24 protein-coding genes are annotated in these 18,048 nt (G+C 60.7%); 17 read left to right on the plus strand and 7 right to left on the minus strand.

Features of this window, described 5'->3' with window-relative positions; all coding sequences use genetic code 11:
* Positions 1-17 precede the first annotated feature (17 nt).
* From LJX92_RS25150 to LJX92_RS25175, 6 genes are all read left to right on the plus strand, one after another.
* Entirely contained in the window at positions 18-923 is a 906-nt protein-coding gene (locus LJX92_RS25150) for an energy transducer TonB (protein ID WP_032878937.1), read from the plus strand.
* A gap of 50 nt (positions 924-973) precedes the next feature.
* Entirely contained in the window at positions 974-1,543 is a 570-nt protein-coding gene (locus tag LJX92_RS25155; RefSeq protein ID WP_005792257.1) for a YqgE/AlgH family protein, read from the plus strand.
* A complete protein-coding gene (ruvX, locus tag LJX92_RS25160; protein ID WP_005792259.1) occupies positions 1,543-1,980 on the plus strand; it encodes a Holliday junction resolvase RuvX in 438 nt (145 codons plus the stop codon). The genes LJX92_RS25155 and ruvX overlap by 1 nt, the downstream gene beginning before the upstream one ends.
* Positions 1,981-2,112: 132 nt before the next feature.
* Positions 2,113-2,619 carry a bifunctional pyr operon transcriptional regulator/uracil phosphoribosyltransferase PyrR gene (pyrR, locus tag LJX92_RS25165; protein WP_005792260.1) on the plus strand — a complete coding sequence of 169 codons (507 nt, stop codon included), beginning with the start codon at positions 2,113-2,115 and terminating at the stop codon, positions 2,617-2,619.
* Between the two features lie 24 nt (positions 2,620-2,643).
* Complete coding sequence (locus tag LJX92_RS25170; protein WP_032878936.1) at positions 2,644-3,648, plus strand: aspartate carbamoyltransferase catalytic subunit; 1,005 nt, start codon at positions 2,644-2,646, stop codon at positions 3,646-3,648.
* Complete coding sequence (locus tag LJX92_RS25175) at positions 3,645-4,916, plus strand: dihydroorotase (RefSeq protein WP_228309078.1); 1,272 nt, start codon at positions 3,645-3,647, stop codon at positions 4,914-4,916. Before LJX92_RS25170 ends, LJX92_RS25175 begins: the two co-directional genes overlap by 4 nt.
* Before the next feature lie 82 nt (positions 4,917-4,998).
* Here the strand turns inward: LJX92_RS25175 and LJX92_RS25180 are convergent, their stop codons facing one another.
* Positions 4,999-5,427, minus strand: coding sequence for an NINE protein (locus LJX92_RS25180; protein ID WP_032878933.1), 429 nt, complete (start codon positions 5,425-5,427; stop codon positions 4,999-5,001).
* A gap of 249 nt (positions 5,428-5,676) precedes the next feature.
* Here LJX92_RS25180 and LJX92_RS25185 point away from each other — a divergent pair, with 249 nt between their 5' ends.
* On the plus strand, positions 5,677-6,315 hold the full coding sequence (locus LJX92_RS25185) for a C40 family peptidase (RefSeq protein ID WP_005792265.1): 639 nt from the start codon (positions 5,677-5,679) through the stop codon (positions 6,313-6,315).
* 147 nt (positions 6,316-6,462) lie between these two features.
* On the opposite strand, the gene LJX92_RS25190 is transcribed toward LJX92_RS25185, so the two are convergent.
* Entirely contained in the window at positions 6,463-7,497 is a 1,035-nt protein-coding gene (locus LJX92_RS25190) for a type IV pilus twitching motility protein PilT (protein WP_032878931.1), read from the minus strand.
* 57 nt (positions 7,498-7,554) lie between these two features.
* Between LJX92_RS25190 and LJX92_RS25195 the strand changes: the two genes are divergently transcribed.
* The 10 genes from LJX92_RS25195 (at position 7,555) to LJX92_RS25240 (ending at position 14,864) form a co-directional block, all read left to right on the plus strand.
* Positions 7,555-8,250, plus strand: a complete 696-nt coding sequence (locus LJX92_RS25195; RefSeq protein WP_228309079.1) for a YggS family pyridoxal phosphate-dependent enzyme — start codon at positions 7,555-7,557, stop codon at positions 8,248-8,250.
* Positions 8,251-8,275: 25 nt separating this feature from the next.
* Positions 8,276-9,094 carry a pyrroline-5-carboxylate reductase gene (gene proC, locus LJX92_RS25200; protein WP_228309080.1) on the plus strand — a complete coding sequence of 273 codons (819 nt, stop codon included), beginning with the start codon at positions 8,276-8,278 and terminating at the stop codon, positions 9,092-9,094.
* A gap of 25 nt (positions 9,095-9,119) precedes the next feature.
* Complete coding sequence (locus LJX92_RS25205) at positions 9,120-9,707, plus strand: YggT family protein (protein WP_003195087.1); 588 nt, start codon at positions 9,120-9,122, stop codon at positions 9,705-9,707.
* A 221-nt stretch (positions 9,708-9,928) separates the two neighbouring features.
* Complete coding sequence (gene metX / locus LJX92_RS25210; protein ID WP_005792271.1) at positions 9,929-11,068, plus strand: homoserine O-succinyltransferase MetX; 1,140 nt, start codon at positions 9,929-9,931, stop codon at positions 11,066-11,068.
* 7 nt (positions 11,069-11,075) lie between these two features.
* Positions 11,076-11,696 (plus strand): methionine biosynthesis protein MetW, encoded by a 621-nt coding sequence (metW, locus tag LJX92_RS25215; RefSeq protein ID WP_005792273.1) that lies wholly within the window; start codon positions 11,076-11,078, stop codon positions 11,694-11,696.
* Between the two features lie 21 nt (positions 11,697-11,717).
* Complete coding sequence (locus LJX92_RS25220) at positions 11,718-12,152, plus strand: DUF4426 domain-containing protein (protein ID WP_228309081.1); 435 nt, start codon at positions 11,718-11,720, stop codon at positions 12,150-12,152.
* Entirely contained in the window at positions 12,149-12,745 is a 597-nt protein-coding gene (gene rdgB / locus LJX92_RS25225; protein WP_228309082.1) for an RdgB/HAM1 family non-canonical purine NTP pyrophosphatase, read from the plus strand. The genes LJX92_RS25220 and rdgB overlap by 4 nt, the downstream gene beginning before the upstream one ends.
* Positions 12,742-13,944, plus strand: a complete 1,203-nt coding sequence (hemW, locus tag LJX92_RS25230; RefSeq protein WP_228309083.1) for a radical SAM family heme chaperone HemW — start codon at positions 12,742-12,744, stop codon at positions 13,942-13,944. Before rdgB ends, hemW begins: the two co-directional genes overlap by 4 nt.
* Positions 13,945-13,963: 19 nt before the next feature.
* Positions 13,964-14,287 carry a DUF3392 domain-containing protein gene (locus LJX92_RS25235; protein WP_043046299.1) on the plus strand — a complete coding sequence of 108 codons (324 nt, stop codon included), beginning with the start codon at positions 13,964-13,966 and terminating at the stop codon, positions 14,285-14,287.
* Positions 14,288-14,315: 28 nt separating this feature from the next.
* Entirely contained in the window at positions 14,316-14,864 is a 549-nt protein-coding gene (locus LJX92_RS25240) for an RNA 2'-phosphotransferase (protein WP_032878922.1), read from the plus strand.
* On the opposite strand, the gene LJX92_RS25245 is transcribed toward LJX92_RS25240, so the two are convergent.
* The 5 genes from LJX92_RS25245 to LJX92_RS25265 form a co-directional block, all read right to left on the minus strand.
* Positions 14,857-15,666, minus strand: a complete 810-nt coding sequence (locus LJX92_RS25245; RefSeq protein WP_050549378.1) for a hypothetical protein — start codon at positions 15,664-15,666, stop codon at positions 14,857-14,859. The two genes, LJX92_RS25240 and LJX92_RS25245, sit on opposite strands and share 8 nt — an antisense overlap.
* Positions 15,667-15,744: 78 nt before the next feature.
* Positions 15,745-16,470 carry a tRNA (guanosine(46)-N7)-methyltransferase TrmB gene (trmB, locus tag LJX92_RS25250; RefSeq protein WP_228309084.1) on the minus strand — a complete coding sequence of 242 codons (726 nt, stop codon included), beginning with the start codon at positions 16,468-16,470 and terminating at the stop codon, positions 15,745-15,747.
* A gap of 9 nt (positions 16,471-16,479) precedes the next feature.
* Positions 16,480-17,274: a thiazole synthase gene (locus LJX92_RS25255; RefSeq protein WP_032878919.1), complete on the minus strand. Its 795-nt coding sequence runs from the start codon at positions 17,272-17,274 to the stop codon at positions 16,480-16,482.
* A 54-nt stretch (positions 17,275-17,328) separates the two neighbouring features.
* Positions 17,329-17,529, minus strand: a complete 201-nt coding sequence (gene thiS, locus LJX92_RS25260; protein ID WP_032878918.1) for a sulfur carrier protein ThiS — start codon at positions 17,527-17,529, stop codon at positions 17,329-17,331.
* 79 nt (positions 17,530-17,608) lie between these two features.
* The gene (locus LJX92_RS25265) at positions 17,609-17,983 is read right to left on the minus strand and encodes a DUF423 domain-containing protein (RefSeq protein ID WP_005792284.1); all 375 of its coding nucleotides are present in this window, start codon (positions 17,981-17,983) and stop codon (positions 17,609-17,611) included.
* Between the last annotated feature and the right edge of the window lie 65 nt (positions 17,984-18,048).

Raw genomic sequence — 18,048 nt, forward strand, 5'->3', positions numbered from 1 at the left:
ATGTTGGTTTTCTTGTCATGACACTCCCGTCCGATCTGCCCCCAGAACTCACCCACAGAGGCGTGCGCCCGGCTGATCGGCTCGGATTTACCCTGTTTCTCGCCGCATTGATTCACCTCGCCTTGTTGCTGGGCGTGGGCTTCACCATGGTCGAGCCCAAGCAGATCACCAAGACCCTGGAAATCACCCTCGCTACGTTCAAAAGTGAGAAGAAGCCCGAAAAGGCCGACTTTCTTGCCCAGGACAACCAGCAGGGCAGCGGTACGCTCGACAAGAAAGCCGTGCCCAAGACCACTGAAGTAGCGCCCTTCCAGGACAACAAGGTCAATAAGGTCACCCCGCCGCCGGTGCCCAAGCCCGAGGTCAAGCAGGCAACGCCCAAGGCCGCCGTGACCACCGTTGCGCCCAAGCCGCAAAAGGCCCCGACCCAGCGCGAAAAAACCAGGACTGAACCCAAGCCCGAGCCGGTGAAGCCCGCGCCAACCTTCGACAGTTCGACGCTGTCCGACGAAATTTCCAGCCTGGAAGCCGAACTGGCCCACGAACAACAGCTGTATGCCAAGCGCCCGCGCATCTACCGCCTGAACGCCGCGTCGACCATGCGCGACAAAGGCGCCTGGTATAAGGACGAGTGGCGCAAGAAGGTCGAGCGCATCGGCAACCTCAATTACCCGGACGAAGCCCGGCGTCAGCAGATTTATGGCAACTTGCGCTTGCTGGTATCGATCAACCGTGACGGTTCGCTCTATGAAGTGCAGGTGCTGGAGTCCTCCGGCCAACCGCTGCTGGACCAGGCCGCCCAGCGCATCGTGCGCCTGGCCGCGCCTTTTGCGCCGTTCAGCGGCGACTTGAATGACGTGGACCGCCTGGAAATCATCCGCACCTGGAAGTTTGCCAAGGGCGACCGGCTGTCCAGCAACTGACACCGCTCCTACACTTGTCAGTTCGCCCCTCCAACGCCACACTAGCGGACATGAAAAACGTCAGCCCGACCTACCTCAAGCACCAATTCCTGATCGCCATGCCCCATATGGCCGACCCGAACTTTGCGCAGACCTTGACCTATATCGTCGAGCACACGGCCAATGGTGCCATGGGGCTGGTGGTCAACCGTCCACAGGAGCTGAGCCTGGCCGATATCCTTGAGCAATTGCGCCCGGAACTCGACCCACCGACCCGCTGCCAGGATGTGCCGATCTATATCGGCGGGCCGGTGCAGACCGATCGCGGCTTTGTGTTGCACCCCACCGGGCCGCAATACCAGGCCACGGTGGATCTTGAGGGCGTGTCACTGTCCACGTCTCAGGACGTGCTGTTCGCGATCGCCGATGGCGTCGGCCCTGAGCAAAGCCTGATTACCCTGGGCTACGCCGGTTGGGAAGCCGGGCAACTGGAGGCCGAGCTGGCGAGCAATGCCTGGCTGACCTGCCCATTCGACGCCGACATCCTGTTCAACACCGCCAGCGAACTGCGCCTTGATGCTGCCGCCGCCAAGCTGCGGGTCAACCTCAGCCTGTTGACCAGCCAGGCGGGGCACGCCTGATGGCCTTGCGTCTGATCCTGGGTTTTGACTACGGCACTAAACAGATCGGCGTAGCGGTCGGCCAGGTTATTACCGGCCAGGCCCGCGAGCTGTGCACCTTGAAGGCCCAGAACGGCATACCGGACTGGAACCAGGTTGAAGCCCTTATCAAAGAGTGGAAGCCCGACGCTGTGGTGGTCGGCCTGCCTCTGAACATGGATGGCACCCCCAGCGACATGTGCCTGCGCGCCGAAAAATTCGCGCGCCGCCTCAATGGCCGCTACAACCTGCCCTTCTATACCCACGATGAGCGCCTGACCACCTTTGAAGCCAAGGGTGAGCGTCGTGACCGCGGCGGGCAGAAGGGCAGTTACCGCGACAACCCCGTGGACGCCATCGCCGCCGCCTTGCTGTTGCAGGGTTGGCTGGATGAAAACACCGCTTTATTTGAATCCTGACCCGCCGCGATCCTGTGGGAGCGGGCTTGCCCGCGAAGAACGTTAACGATACCGCGTGAAGGCTGGATGAACGCGGTACCCATGAGTTTTTCGCGAGCAAGCTTGCGCCTACACACTTAAAAAGGAGCCCCCATGAGCCTGCCCAATCCCGCCGAACTGATCAGCCAGATGGCATTACGCCTCAAGGCGCACCTGGAACACCGCGGCATCAGCGAACCGCGCTTTATCGGCATCCGCACCGGCGGTGTCTGGGTAGCCCAGGCGTTACTGGAAGAACTGGGCAGCGATTCGCCCCTGGGTACGCTGGACGTGTCCTTCTACCGCGACGACTTCAGCCAGAACGGCCTGCACCCACAGGTGCAACCTTCGGCCCTGCCATTCGAGGTTGAGGGCCAGCACCTGATCCTGATCGATGACGTCCTGATGAGCGGCCGTACCATACGCGCCGCCATGAACGAACTGTTCGATTACGGCCGCCCGGCCAGCATTACGTTGGTCTGCCTGCTGGACCTGGATGCTGGCGAATTGCCGATCAGCCCGGATGTCGTAGGTGCAACACTGTCTTTGCAAGCCCGGCAGCGGGTAAAATTGTCCGGTCCCACGCCGCTCGAACTCGAACTGCAAGACCTTGCCCTTTAAACCGCCTTGTACAGAGTCCCCGCGATGACGCCTCTAGATGCCAAGCGCCCGCTGCAGCTCAATGCTCAGGGCCAGTTGCAACATTTCTTGTCCCTCGACGGTTTGCCCCGCGAACTGCTCACCGAAATCCTCGACACCGCCGACTCGTTCCTTGAAGTCGGCGGCCGCGCGGTGAAGAAGGTCCCGCTGCTGCGCGGCAAGACCATCTGCAATGTGTTCTTCGAGAACTCCACCCGCACCCGCACCACCTTTGAACTGGCAGCCCAGCGGCTATCGGCCGACGTGATCACGCTGAACGTGTCCACCTCGTCGGCGAGCAAGGGCGAGACCCTGCTCGACACCCTGCGCAACCTCGAAGCCATGGCCGCCGACATGTTCGTGGTCCGCCACGGCGACTCCGGCGCCGCGCACTTCATCGCCGAGCATGTGTGCCCGCAGGTAGCGGTCATCAACGGCGGCGACGGCCGCCACGCCCACCCGACCCAGGGCATGCTCGACATGCTCACCATCCGTCGGCACAAGGGCAGCTTTGAAAACCTCTCGGTGGCCATCGTCGGCGACATCCTGCACTCCCGTGTAGCACGCTCGAACATGCTGGCCCTCAAAGCCCTGGGCTGCCCGGATATCCGCGTGATCGCGCCGAAAACCCTGCTGCCCATCGGCATCGAACAGTATGGCGTGAAGGTCTACACCGACATGGCCGAGGGCCTCAAGGATGTGGACGTGGTGATCATGCTGCGCCTGCAACGCGAGCGCATGGCTGGTGGCTTGCTGCCGAGCGAAGGCGAGTTCTACCGCCTGTTCGGCCTGACCACCGCACGTTTGGCCGGGGCCAAGCCGGATGCCATCGTGATGCACCCGGGGCCGATCAACCGCGGGGTGGAGATTGAGTCGGCGGTGGCCGATGGCCCGCAGTCGGTGATCTTGAACCAAGTGACCTACGGCATCGCGGTACGCATGGCCGTGCTGTCCATGGCCATGAGCGGGCAGACCGCGCAACGTCAATTCGAGCAGGAGCAGGCCCAGTGAAGCTCAGCATTCTCGGCGCCCGAGTCATCGATCCAGCCAGTGGCCTGGACCAAGTTACCGATCTTTATCTGGACGCCGGCAAGATCATCGCCATTGGCGCCGCACCTGCCGGCTTCAACGCCATCGAAAGCATCGACGCCAAGGGCCTGGTGGCCGCGCCCGGGCTGGTGGACCTGAACGTCGCCCTGCGCGAGCCGGGCTACAGCCGCAAAGGCAACATCAACAGCGAAACCCAGGCCGCTGCGGCCGGTGGCGTGACCAGCCTGTGCTGCCCGCCGAACACCAAGCCGGTGCTGGACACTTCGGCGGTGACCGAGCTGATCCTGGACCGCGCCCGTGAAGCCGGCAATTGCAAGGTGTTTCCCGTCGGAGCCTTGAGCAAAGGCCTGGATGGCGAACAACTGGCCGAACTGATCGCACTGCGCGATGCCGGTTGCGTGGCCTTCAGCAACGGCCTGGAAAGTTTTCGCAGCACCCGCACGCTGTGCCGTGCCCTGGAATACGCGGCCACCTTCGACCTGACGGTGATCTTCCACTCCCAGGACCGCGACCTGGCCGAAGGCGGCCTGGCCCATGAAGGGGCAGTCGCCAGCTTCCTCGGCCTGCCGGGCATCCCGGAAACCGCCGAAACCGTGGCCCTGGCCCGTGACCTGTTGCTGGTGGAGCAAAGCGGCGTACGCGCACACTTCAGCCAGCTGACCAGCGCCCGCGGCGTTGCCCTGATCGCCCAGGCCCAGGCCCGTGGCTTGCCGGTGACGGCGGATGTGGCGCTGTACCAATTGATCCTGACGGATGAGGCGCTGATCGACTTCTCCAGCCTGTATCACGTGCAGCCTCCACTGCGTACCAAGGCCGACCGTGACGGTTTGCGTGCGGCGGTGAAGTCGGGGGTGGTGTCAGCGATTTCCAGCCATCACCAGCCTCACGAGCGTGACGCCAAGTTGGCGCCATTTGGCGCGACCGAGCCGGGTATCAGTAGCGTGGAGTTGTTGTTGCCGCTGGCAATGACCTTGGTGGAAGACGGCTTGCTCGACCTGCCGACGCTATTGTCCCGCCTGAGCGCCGGCCCGGCCGACGCTCTGCGCTTGCCGGCGGGCAAGCTTGAAGTCGGTTCGCCAGCGGACCTGGTGCTGTTTGACCTGGGCAGCTCGACGGTGGCAGGGGAGCATTGGTTGTCCAAGGGTGAAAACTGCCCGTTCATTGGCCACAGCCTGCCGGCGACGGTGCGGTACACCTTGATGGATGGGCGGATCACTTACCAGGCCTGAAACCGGTCTAGAGTGAGCGCAGTAAAAAATGTGGGAGGGGGCTTGCTCCCTCCCACATTTTGTTCTCTATAGGGCCGAGAGATCAGCGGCCGTTATTGCGCTCGGCATTGCGGATCGAGATCTGCGTATTCAACGTCCAGAAGTCATACAGCACCCCAATCAGGAACAAACCGCCGGTCAGCAGGTAGATCAGGCCGGTGATCCATTTGCCCTGGTACATACGGTGCACACCGAACAGGCCCAGGAACGCCAACAGGATCCACGCGACGTTGTATTCGATAGGCCCGGCGGTAAAACGCAGGTCGGCTTCACGGTCCATGGCCGGGATGAGGAATACGTCGATCAACCAACCAATGCCCAGCAGGCCGAAGGTAAAAAACCAGATCGTGCCGGTCACGGGTTTGCCGTAATAAAAGCGATGCGCCCCGGTAAAACCGAAAATCCACAGCAGGTAACCGATCACCTTGCTATGGGTATCTTGCTGCTGACCAACCTGTTGATAGGTGTTCATGGAGTACCTCTTTTGCTTCGATAGATAAATTTTTTCATTTTCTTTGTGACTTTTTTACGAGCGCCCGACGTACGGCAAATGGTATCTTCCTGTCCTCAAAGCCTTATGCCACCTGACTTGTGTAGGACAATTGCGGCAATTCGTCGCGTTTTTCCTGGATTTGACCCCAAGGTTCAGTCGACAAACGGCCTGAGAACGACACAAAAAGCTGTTATAAAGTTGCGCGCAAACCCATAAGAGCCACGCCTAATGCGACCATTTTTCAAGACATGGCTGACCATCTGCCTATTAATGCCACTGGCCGCCCACGCCACCAATCGTGAGCAACGACTTCCGAACGTCAATGGTTTCACCCCTAAAGTCCACAGCACAACCACCAAGGCCAAATCGGTAAAGCTGACCGTCAACCGCCCGACTCAACTGAGCAAGGCACACGGTAAAGCAACACCCGGCCTGATGGCTGTCAACACCAAGCAAAGCAGCAACGTCCTCAGCCGTGCCGTCAACGTGCTGGGTACTCCTTATCGTTGGGGCGGTAGCAGCCCAAGTAAAGGGTTCGACTGCAGCGGCCTGGTGAAATATGCATTCAACGATGTAAAAGCCGTGGATTTGCCGCGCACCTCCAACGCCATGGCGGCTGGTCACGGCTTGAAGGTTGATCGCAAAGACCTGAAGCCCGGCGACTTGTTGTTCTTCAAGCTCAAGAGCCGCCAGGTCAATCACGTAGCCATCTACCTGGGCAACGACCGTTTTATCCACGCGCCGCGTCGTGGCAAGTCGGTGAGCATCGACACGCTGAAAAAGCCGTTCTGGGACAAGAACTACGTGATTGCCAAGCGTGTGCTGCCTAAAGAACAGAACAGCAACCTGCGGATCGTGCAGCGCTAAGCCAGGCGCCACTGAAGCTCCCCATTTGAAATGCAATCAAATGTGGGAGCTGGCTTGCCTGCGATGACGGTGTGTCAGTTGGCAGAGAGAGCGCCTGACAGCCCGCTATCGCAGGCAAGCCAGCTCCCACATGAGTATCTGTGCGTTTTAGATATCTGCAGGCACCCTCGCCTTCTCCCGCGCCTCTTCCCGGCTGACCAGCCCCGCGCCGACCAACGCCTTCAAACTCATATCCAGCGTCTTCATCCCCAACGCGCCACCGGTCTGAATTGCCGAAACCATCTGCGCCACCTTGTCCTCACGGATCAGATTGCGAATCGCCGGCGTGCCCAGCATGATTTCATGGGCGGCCACACGGCCGCCGCCGACCTTCTTCACCAGTACCTGAGACACCACCGCCTGCAACGACTCCGACAACATCGAGCGGACCATGGCCTTTTCCCCGGCCGGGAAGACGTCCACCAGCCTGTCTACAGTCTTTGCAGCCGATGAAGTGTGCAGGGTGCCAAACACCAGATGCCCGGTCTCAGCTGCCGTCAAGGCCAGGCGGATGGTTTCCAGGTCGCGCAATTCGCCTACCAGGATCACATCAGGGTCTTCCCTCAGGGCCGAGCGCAGGGCCACGCAGAAGCTGTGGGTGTCGCGGTGCACCTGCCGTTGGGTGATCAGGGCCAGTTTCGGCCTGTGGATAAATTCGATGGGGTCTTCAAGCGTGAGGATGTGCTGGCGCCGGTGCCGGTTCAGATAATCGATCATCGCCGCCAGCGTCGTGGACTTGCCCGAACCCGTAGGCCCGGTGACCAGCACCAGGCCACGGGGGAACTGAGCCATACGCTGGAATACCTCGCCCAACCCAAGGTCTTCCAGGCTCTGGACCTCGGTCGGGATGGCACGAAACACCGCGCCTATACCGCGATTCTGGCGGAACACGTTCGCCCGAAAGCGTGCGACTCCCGGCAATTCGAAGGCAAAATCCGTTTCAAGAGATGTTTCGAAATCCTTTTGTTGGTGTTTATTCAACAAAGGGCTCACCAGATCGACCAGTTGCGCTGCGCTCAGCACCGGCTCATCCATCGGCCAGACCTCGCCATCGACTCGCACCATCGGCGCCAAGCCGGCCGACAAATGCAGGTCACAGGCGCCACGGCTTACGCTGGCCGTCAGCAATTGCGTGATATCCATAGGGCTTTCCATTTCCAGTAGAATGCCGCGGACTCCATATCCACGGGTGCAACTTGAATGTCGACGATAGCAGACAACATCGGCCTGGTTAGCCAGCGCATTCGCGCCGCAGCCGATGCCGCGCAACGTGACGCAAGCAGCATCCACCTGCTGGCCGTGAGCAAGACCAAACCCGCACAAGCCGTGCGCGACGCCTATGCCGCCGGGATGCACGATTTTGGCGAGAACTACCTGCAGGAAGCCCTGGGCAAACAGGCGGAATTGACCGATCTGCCCTTGAGTTGGCACTTCATCGGCCCCATTCAATCGAACAAGACTCGCGCCATCGCCGAGAACTTCGCCTGGGTGCATTCCGTGGACCGCCTGAAAATCGCACAACGCCTGTCCGAACAACGCCCGGCCGACCTGCCGCCGCTGAATATCTGCATCCAGGTCAATGTCAGTGGCGAGGCCAGCAAATCCGGCTGTACGCCTGCCGACCTGCCGGCCCTGGCCAACGCGATCAGCGCCCTGCCGCGCTTGAAGCTGCGCGGCCTGATGGCGATCCCCGAGCCGACTGAAGACCGGGCCGCACAGGATGCGGCGTTTGCCAGCGTACGCGACCTGCAAGCCAGCTTGAACCTGGCGCTGGACACACTTTCCATGGGCATGAGCCATGACCTTGAGTCGGCCATCGCCCAAGGCGCCACCTGGGTGCGGATCGGTACCGCCCTGTTTGGCGCCCGCGACTACGGCCAGCCGCAAAATGGCTGACTTCCCTCGAAAATAAGGACCTGTCATGAGCAACACGCGTATTGCCTTTATCGGCGCCGGTAACATGGCGGCCAGCCTGATCGGTGGCCTGCGGGCCAAGGGCCTGGACGCCGAACAGATCCGCGCCAGCGACCCGGGCGCCGAGACCCGCGAGCGCGTCAGCGCCGAACACGGCATTGAAACCTTTGCCGATAACGCCGAAGCCATCCACGGCGTCGATGTGATCGTGCTGGCGGTCAAGCCCCAGGCCATGAAGGCCGTGTGCGAAAGCCTGCGCCCAAGCCTGCAGCCGCATCAATTGGTGGTGTCCATTGCCGCCGGCATCACCTGTGCCAGCATGAAAGCCTGGCTCGGTGACCAGCCGATCGTACGTTGCATGCCCAATACCCCAGCGTTGCTGCGCCAGGGCGTAAGCGGTTTGTACGCCACCGCTGAAGTCAGCGCGCAGCAGCGTGACCAGGCTCAGGAGTTGCTGTCTGCGGTGGGCCTTGCCGTATGGCTGGAGCAGGAGCAGCAACTGGATGCGGTCACCGCCGTTTCCGGCAGCGGCCCGGCCTACTTCTTCCTGTTGATCGAGGCCATGACCGCCGCTGGCGTCAAGCTGGGTCTGCCCCACGACGTTGCCGAACAACTGGCTGAGCAAACGGCCCTGGGCGCCGCGAAAATGGCTGTCGGCAGCGATGTCGATGCCGCCGAACTGCGCCGGCGGGTAACGTCGCCGGGCGGCACCACGCAAGCCGCCATTGAATCGTTCCAGGCCGGGGGCTTTGAGGCCCTGGTGGAAAAAGCACTGGGTGCCGCGGCACATCGTTCGGCCGAGATGGCTGAGCAACTGGGCAAATAGTCGTCCCTTACCAAGGTAATCAAACATGCTCGGAATCAATGACGCTGCCATTTTCATCATTCAGACCTTGGGCAGCCTGTACCTGCTGATCGTGCTGATGCGCTTTATCCTGCAACTGGTGCGGGCGAACTTCTACAACCCGTTGTGCCAGTTCGTAGTCAAGGCCACCCAACCGCTGCTCAAGCCACTGCGCCGGGTGATCCCGAGCCTGTTCGGCCTGGACATGTCGTCGCTGGTGCTGGCGTTGCTGCTGCAGATCCTGCTGTTCGTGGTGATCCTGATGCTCAACGGCTACCAGGCGTTCACCGTGCTGCTGTTGCCGTGGGGCCTGATCGGTATTTTCTCGCTGTTCCTGAAGATCATTTTCTGGTCGATGATCATCAGCGTGATTCTCTCGTGGGTCGCACCCGGTAGCCGTAGCCCGGGTGCCGAACTGGTGGCTCAGATCACCGAACCGGTGCTGGCACCCTTCCGTCGCCTGATCCCGAACCTGGGTGGCCTGGATATCTCGCCGATCTTTGCGTTTATCGTGATTCAGTTGCTGCAGAGCTGGGTGATTCCACGCCTGGCGTACTTTGCCTACATGCCCAAAGAGCTGTTCGGCCTGATCTGAATGCCGTAGCCCCTATGGGAGCTGGCTTGTGTGGGAGCTGGCTTGCCTGCGATAGCATCACCTCGGTGTGTCTGAAAACCGCGGTGCCTGCATCGCGGGCAAGCCCGGCTCCCACATCAACCCTTCCCACATTTTGTATCTGCGTACTGGTACAGACCATTGCTTGCCGCTAGGGTCCCCGCTCTTTAGACTTACGCCTCATTTAAACGAGAGCAGGGTCGATGCCAGCTGCCTTCCCCCCCGATTCTGTTGGACTGGTCGTGCCTCAAGTGGCGCACTTCAGCGAACCGCTGGCCCTGGCCTGCGGCCGTTCGTTGCCTGCCTACGACCTGATCTACGAAACCTACGGCCAACTGAACGCCACGGCGAGCAACGCCGTGCTGATCTGCCACGCCCTGTCCGGCCACCACCACGCCGCCGGTTTCCACAGCGTTGACGAGCGCAAACCCGGCTGGTGGGACAGTTGCATCGGCCCCGGCAAGCCAATCGACACCAACAAGTTCTTCGTCGTCAGCCTCAACAACCTCGGCGGCTGCAATGGCTCCACCGGCCCCAGCAGCCTCAATCCGGACACCGGCAAGCCATTCGGCGCGGACTTCCCGGTGTTGACCGTAGAAGACTGGGTACACAGCCAGGCACGCCTGGCCGACCTGCTGGGCATCCACCAGTGGGCCGCAGTCATTGGTGGCAGCCTGGGCGGTATGCAGGCGCTGCAATGGACCATCAGCTACCCGGACCGCGTGCGCCACTGCCTGGCTATCGCCTCGGCGCCCAAGCTGTCGGCGCAGAACATCGCCTTCAACGAAGTGGCACGCCAGGCCATCCTCACCGACCCCGAGTTCCACGGCGGTTCGTTCCAGGAAGCCGGCGTGATCCCCAAGCGCGGCCTGATGCTGGCGCGGATGGTGGGGCATATCACCTACCTGTCCGATGATTCCATGGGCGAAAAATTCGGTCGCGGCCTCAAGAGCGAGAAGCTCAACTACGACTTCCACAGCGTCGAGTTCCAGGTGGAAAGCTACCTGCGCTATCAGGGTGAAGAATTCTCCGGACGTTTTGATGCCAACACCTACCTGTTGATGACCAAGGCCCTGGACTACTTCGACCCGGCGGCCAACCACGACGACGACCTGGCGAAAACCTTCGAGCACGCCACGGCCAAGTTCTGCGTGATGTCATTCACTACCGACTGGCGCTTCTCGCCGGCCCGCTCCCGTGAGCTGGTGGATGCGCTGATGGCCGCCAAGAAAGACGTCTGCTACCTGGAGATCGATGCACCGCAGGGCCACGACGCCTTCCTGATTCCGATCCCGCGTTACCTGCAGGCCTTTAGCAACTACATGAACCGAATCGCACTGTGAGAACGCCATGAGAGCCGACCTGGAAATCATCCAAGACTGGATCCCCGCCGGCAGCCGCGTGCTCGACCTGGGCTGCGGCGATGGCGAACTGCTGAGCTGGCTGCGCGACAACAAGCAAGTCACCGGCTACGGCCTGGAAAACGACCCGGACAACATCGCCCAGTGCGTGGCCAAGGGCATCAACGTAATCGAGCAGGACCTGGACAAGGGCCTGGGCAACTTCGCCAGCAACAGCTTCGATATCGTGGTGATGACCCAGGCCCTGCAAGCGGTGCACTACCCGGACCGCATCCTCGACGAAATGCTGCGGGTCGGGCGCCAATGCATCATCACTTTCCCCAATTTCGGCCACTGGCGCTGCCGCTGGTACCTGGCCACCAAGGGCCGTATGCCGGTCTCGGATTTCCTGCCGTACACGTGGTACAACACGCCCAACATCCACTTCTGCACCTTCGAAGACTTCGAAGCGTTGTGTGGCGAGCGTGAAGCCAAGGTCATCAACCGCCTTGCCGTCGATCAACAGCACCGCCACGGCTGGGCGAGTAAGCTATGGCCCAATCTATTGGGCGAAATCGGTATTTACCGGGTCAGCAGTCCTGGCCTGACCGACCACAAAGTTGCCGTCTAATCATCTTCAAGAGGGACGTTCATGAGTCGTTTGGTTATTTTTCTATTGACCGCATGCCTGGGCGCAAACGCCATGGCTGCAGACGCTATCGACCCCAATCGCACGAAGGAATTTGGCGATATTACCGTCCACTACAACACCTACACCTCCAGTTTCCTGCAACCGGAGACGGCCCAGGCCGTCGGCATCGTACGCAGCAAGGAGAAGGGCCTGATCAACGTAACCGTGATCAAGGGCGTCACCCCGGTGGCGGCGCAAGTGACCGGCACCATCAAAGACCTGGGCGGCAAAAGCGAGATCCTGACGTTCAAGCAAATCGAAGAGAAAGGCGGCATCAGCTACCTCGCGCCCTACTCGGTGACCCAGCGCGAATACAAGACATTTACCATCAACGTTGAAACCGGCGGCAAAGCCCATGGTTTCCAATTCAACCAAGAACTGTTTCCGGCCGAATGATGAACCTTACCCAACTCGTACTGGCCAGCCATAACGCCGGCAAACTCAAAGAACTGCAGGCCATGCTCGGTGAATCCGTGCAACTGCGTTCGATTGGCGAGTTCAGCCAGGTCGAACCGGAAGAAACCGGCTTGTCGTTCGTTGAGAACGCCATCCTCAAGGCCCGCAACGCAGCACGCATCTCCGGCCTGCCGGCCCTGGCGGATGACTCGGGCCTGGCGGTGGACTTTCTCGGCGGCGCGCCCGGCATTTATTCGGCCCGTTACGCTGATGGCAAGGGCGACGCAGCCAATAACGCCAAGCTGCTCGACGCGCTCAAGGACGTGCCCGACGCCGAACGTGGTGCACAGTTCGTCTGCGTGCTGGCCCTGGTGCGACATGCCGATGACCCGCTACCGATCCTGTGCGAAGGCTTGTGGCACGGGCGCATCCTGCACGCCGCCAGCGGTGAGCATGGCTTCGGTTACGACCCTTTGTTCTGGGTGCCGGAGCGCAATATCTCCAGCGCCGAACTGAGCCCGGCCGACAAGAACCAGATCAGCCACCGCGCCCGCGCCATGGCGTTGCTGCGCCAGCGCCTGGGCTTGAAATGACCCAGAACACCTCTGCGCAGCCGCTGATCCACGGTGGCGCGCAAACACCACGGGCGGCCCTGCCCCACCTGCCGCCCCTGGCGCTGTACATCCACATCCCTTGGTGCGTGCGCAAATGCCCGTATTGCGACTTCAACTCCCACACCGCCAGCAAGGTGCTGCCGGAAGAAGAGTATGTAGATGCATTGCTGGCGGATCTGGATCAAGACCTGCACGCCGTTTATGGTCGGGAACTGAGCTCGATTTTCTTCGGTGGCGGCACGCCCAGCCTGTTCAGCGCCGTCGCCTTGGGCCGCTTGCTCAAAGGCGTGGAAGCCCGTATTCGGTTCGCCGCGGATATCGAGATCACCCTGGAAGCCAACCCCGGAACCTTCGAGCAAGAGAAGTTCGTGGCGTACCGCAAACTGGGGATCAATCGCCTGTCCATCGGCATCCAGAGCTTCCAGCAAGAGAAGCTTGAAGCCCTGGGCCGTATTCACAATGGCGATGAAGCCGTGCGCGCCGCTGGCATGGCGCGCCAGGCAGGGTTCGATAACTTCAACCTGGACTTGATGCACGGTTTGCCCAACCAGTCCCTGGACGACGCCCTGGGCGACCTGCGCCAAGCCATTGCGCTCAAGCCGACACACCTGTCCTGGTACCAACTGACCTTGGAACCCAACACCGTCTTCTGGAACCAGCCGCCCACGCTGCCGGAAGACGACACACTGTGGGACATCCAGGAAGCCGGCCAGGCGCTGCTCGCCGAACACGGTTACGCGCAATACGAGGTGTCGGCCTATGCCCAGCCCGGCCGCCCGGCGCGACACAACCTGAATTACTGGAGCTTTGGCGACTTTATCGGCATCGGCGCCGGCGCCCACGGCAAGCTCAGCCACCCGGACGGGCGCATCGTACGCACCTGGAAAACCCGCGCCCCCAAGGACTACCTCAACCCGGCCAAAAGCTTCCAGGCCGGAGCGAAAGAGCTGACCAACGACGAACTGCCGTTCGAGTTCCTGATGAACGCTCTGCGCCTGACCGAAGGGGTCGATGCCAAGCTCTACGCCGAACGCACCGGCCTTGATCTGGCCAGCCTCGATGAAGGCCGCCGCGAGGCAGAACAAAGTGGATTAATGCAGGTCGAACCGTCACGCCTGGCGGCAACCGACCGCGGGCAACTCTTTCTCAATGACCTGTTGCAGACGTTTTTGAGCTGATCGCTCTTAAGGAAATCGAATGGATCTGGTACTCGACCTGCTCGCCACCGTATCCCGCTGGAGCCGTAGCAACCTGTCGGAAATCTCCCTGGCCCTCGTGGGCTGCTTGTTGGTGCTGTTCGGCGCCGATATCAAGGGCTGGGTCGAAGCGCGCCTGGGCAGCATCGCCGGCGCCCTGCGCGTGCCCTTGATGGCCCTGCTGTGCATGATCGGCAGCGGTGCGGCGTTGATCTACGCTACGCCGTGGATTGTGCGGGGGCTGAGCCAATTCAATAACTACAGCCTGGCGCCGGTGTTGATCGTGGTGCTGGTGTTGATTGGGGTAGTGGCAGACCGGCGCTGATCAGACCAGACCGAGATAAGGACATCACATGAGCAAAAAGCTACTGGACGACACCAGCAAATTCCTGAGCTATGTATTACGTCACGAACCGCAAGCGATAGGCCTTTCGCTGGATTCAGAGGGCTGGGCAAGCGTGACGGCACTGATCGACGCCGCGTCACGTGAAGGACGCAACCTTACCCGGGAACTGCTGGAACAGGTCGTGCGCACAAACGAGAAGAAACGCTTTTCGTTTTCCGAAAATGGTCAAAATATTCGGGCCGTGCAGGGCCACTCCAACCCAAGCGTCCAGCTGCAACTCGAAGAAAAACAACCGCCAGCACTCCTCTACCACGGCACCGCAACACGATTTGTCGAGTCAATCAACCAGAAGGGCCTTATTCCAGGCTCCCGTCATCATGTGCACCTCAGCGAACAGCTTGAGACTGCCAGGGAAGTTGGGCAGCGCTACGGGACTGTCGTGATTCTTAAGGTAAACACCCCGGAGATGCTGGCCGAGGGTTTCAAGTTTTTCCAGGCTGAGAACGGCGTCTGGCTGACGGAGCAGGTTCCTGTTCGGTTCCTCGAACCTATTTAGCGGCCTGATTACCAAAACTTTTTTCGTAATACTCTTTAAGCGTCATCGGGTCTTTACAACCCAAGGCCAGAGCCTGATTCAGGTAAGTCAAGTTCACGCTGTCGGGCTTACCTTCGTCGTTCATACGTGTCGCCGCCAAGATATAGTAGGCGTCAGCCCGGTACTGATCATAGGTCAGCATCCGCACACTGGCGCGAGCTTGCATGTTGCCCAAGGTTCTTTCTTCCTTGGCCTCGGCTAGCCGATCACTCTCAAAACAAAGCGAGCGATTGGTGTACAACGGGTAATAATCACGGTTGGCGTCAACTTTGAGCAGCATCTGCTTGAGCGTCTCAAGATACTTTATGTGCCCAGGATCAAGCAGATCAAGACGCATGTACGTCATATCGCACTGATAGTAATAACCCACACCAGCGGCCAACAGACCTTGATCCATCGCCTTGTGCATCGGTTCACAAACCTGCTTGCGCTCTTGCTCGGACATGCCGAACCGGCTTTGGATATTGGCCAGCATGTAAGTCGCGACAACGTGCCCGCCCTCTGAGGCCATCTTCAAATCATGTTGGTACGCCGCTATAGCGCCCTGAACCTCTTTGAGTTGTTCGGGCAACGTGGCCTTATCCAGCTCGCCACTGGCTTCAAGCTTGACGTTATCATCGAACAGCAGCTTGAGTTGTTCCGCCTTCTTTTGAGCACGCTCAAAATAATCATCAGGGGAAATCACTGGTAGAGAGGGGGAGCTAGCCGCGAAGGCTGCCGCAGACAGCAGACTGAGCAGCAGGCTGGAAAGAATGGACTTCAAGCGCTTGTATTCCTTTACAAGAAAAAAACCAAGTGGCAGTGGAACGCAGCCATTCCACTGCCGTGATAGCAGGGTTACTTAAGCCAGCTTCTCAAACTTCAAATCCCACACCCCATGCCCCAACCGCTCGCCGCGGCGCTCGAACTTGGTAATCGGCCGCTCGGCCGGGCGTGGCACGCATTTGCCGTCTTCGGCCAGGTTGCGGTAGCCAGGGGCGACGTTCATCACCTCCAGCATGTATTCCGCGTACGGTTCCCAGTCGGTGGCCATGTGCAGGATACCGCCCACTTTCAGCTTGCTGCGCACCAACTCCGCAAAGGACGCCTGGACGATACGACGCTTGTGGTGACGGGCTTTGTGCCACGGGTCGGGGAAGAACAGCATCAGGCGGTCGAGGCTGTTGTCGGCGACGCAGCGGTTGAGCACTTCAATCGCGTCGCAGTCGTAAACTCGCAGGTTGGTCAGGCCCTGGGTCAGCACGCCATTGAGCAATGCGCCGACACCTGGACGGTGGACTTCCACACCGATGAAATCCTGCTCCGGCGCGGCCGCGGCCATTTCCAGCAGGGAGTGGCCCATGCCGAAACCGATTTCCAGGGAGCGTGGGGCCGAACGGCCAAACACCTGGTCGTAATCAACCGGCGCATCGGCCAGGGGCAAAACGAACAGCGGCGTGCCTTGCTCCAGGCCCTTTTGCTGGCCTTCGGTCATACGGCCGGCGCGCATCACAAAACTCTTGATGCGGCGGTGCTTGGACTCGTCGCCCGCTTCCACGGTGTTCGGCGTTTCGTTTGATTCAGTCATCAATAGCTCTTACTTGATCAGACCATCCAGCGGCGAAGAGGCGCTGGCATAGAGTTTTTTCGGCATGCGTCCGGCGAGGTAGGCCAGGCGGCCCGCGACGATCGCGTGTTTCATGGCTTCGGCCATCATGATCGGTTGCTGGGCGTGGGCGATGGCCGAGTTCATCAGCACCGCGTCGCAGCCCAGTTCCATGGCGATGGTCGCGTCGGAGGCAGTGCCCACGCCCGCATCCACCAGCACTGGGATCCTGGCTTCTTCAAGGATGATCTGCAGGTTGTACGGGTTGCAGATGCCCAGGCCGGAACCGATCAGGCCAGCCAGTGGCATCACCGCGATGCAGCCGATTTCTGCCAGCTGCCGGGCGATGATCGGGTCATCGCTGGTGTAGACCATCACGTCAAAGCCTTCCTTGACCAGGGTCTCGGCGGCCTTGAGGGTTTCGATCACATTGGGGAACAGGGTTTTCTGGTCGGCCAGCACTTCCAGCTTCACCAGGTTGTGGCCGTCCAGCAACTCACGGGCCAGGCGGCAGGTGCGCACGGCTTCGATGGCGTCGTAGCAACCGGCGGTGTTCGGCAGGAAGGTGTAGCGGTCTGGGGACAGCACTTCGAGCAGGTTCGGTTCGCCTTCAATCTGGCCCAGGTTGGTGCGGCGCACGGCGAACGTCACGATTTCGGCACCCGAGGCTTCGATGGCCTGGCGGGTCTCTTCCATGTCGCGGTACTTGCCGGTGCCGACCAGCAAGCGGGACTGGTAGGTACGACCGGCCAGGACGAAAGGCTTGTCGTTACGAACGATGCTCATGGGAAATCCTCTGTTTGGATGAGGTTCTGCAGAATGCGTTACCGCCGTGGCGGGCTAACCGCCACCGATGGCGTGGACCACTTCGACTTGGTCGTTTTCCTTCAGCGAGGTCTCGGCGTGCTGGCTACGCGGGACGATATCCAGGTTGAGCTCCACTGCGACGCGACGCCCGGTCAGGTCCAGGCGGGTCAGCAGGGCTGCGACGGTTTCACCGTCGGGCAGTTCAAAGGGTTCGCCGTTCAACTGAATGCGCATGCCACGGGCCGCCATCGTTTTTAGGGGCCCGCATTCTAGCGCGATTGGGACCTGCCGGTCAGCTCCAAGCGTCAAGCGGTCAAAGCTGCAAGCGCCACGCTGCCAGGCCAAGGAAGAACCAGCCAAGCAGGAACGCCAGCCCGCCGAACGGCGTAATGATCCCGAGTTTGCTGATGCCAGTCATCGTCAGCACATACAGGCTGCCCGAGAACAGCAGGATACCGACGGTAAACGAGATACCCGCCCAACTGACCAATCGACCGGGAATATGCGCCGCCAGCAACGCCACGCCGAACAACGCCAGGGCGTGCACCAGTTGGTAGGTCACGCCGGTATGGAAGATCGCCAGGTAGTCGGCGCTCAGGCGGTTTTTCAGGCCGTGGGCGGCGAACGCACCCAGGGCGACACCGGTAAAACCGAAAAAGGCAGCCAGCATCAGAAAGCTACGCAGCATGGGGAACTCCAGTCAGACTCATCGGGCAGGGTCTGTATAATGGCCCGCTCAACGGGTTCGGCCAA

The organism is Pseudomonas sp. HN8-3 (genome assembly GCF_020790195.1).
Lineage (GTDB): Bacteria > Pseudomonadota > Gammaproteobacteria > Pseudomonadales > Pseudomonadaceae > Aquipseudomonas > Aquipseudomonas synxantha_A.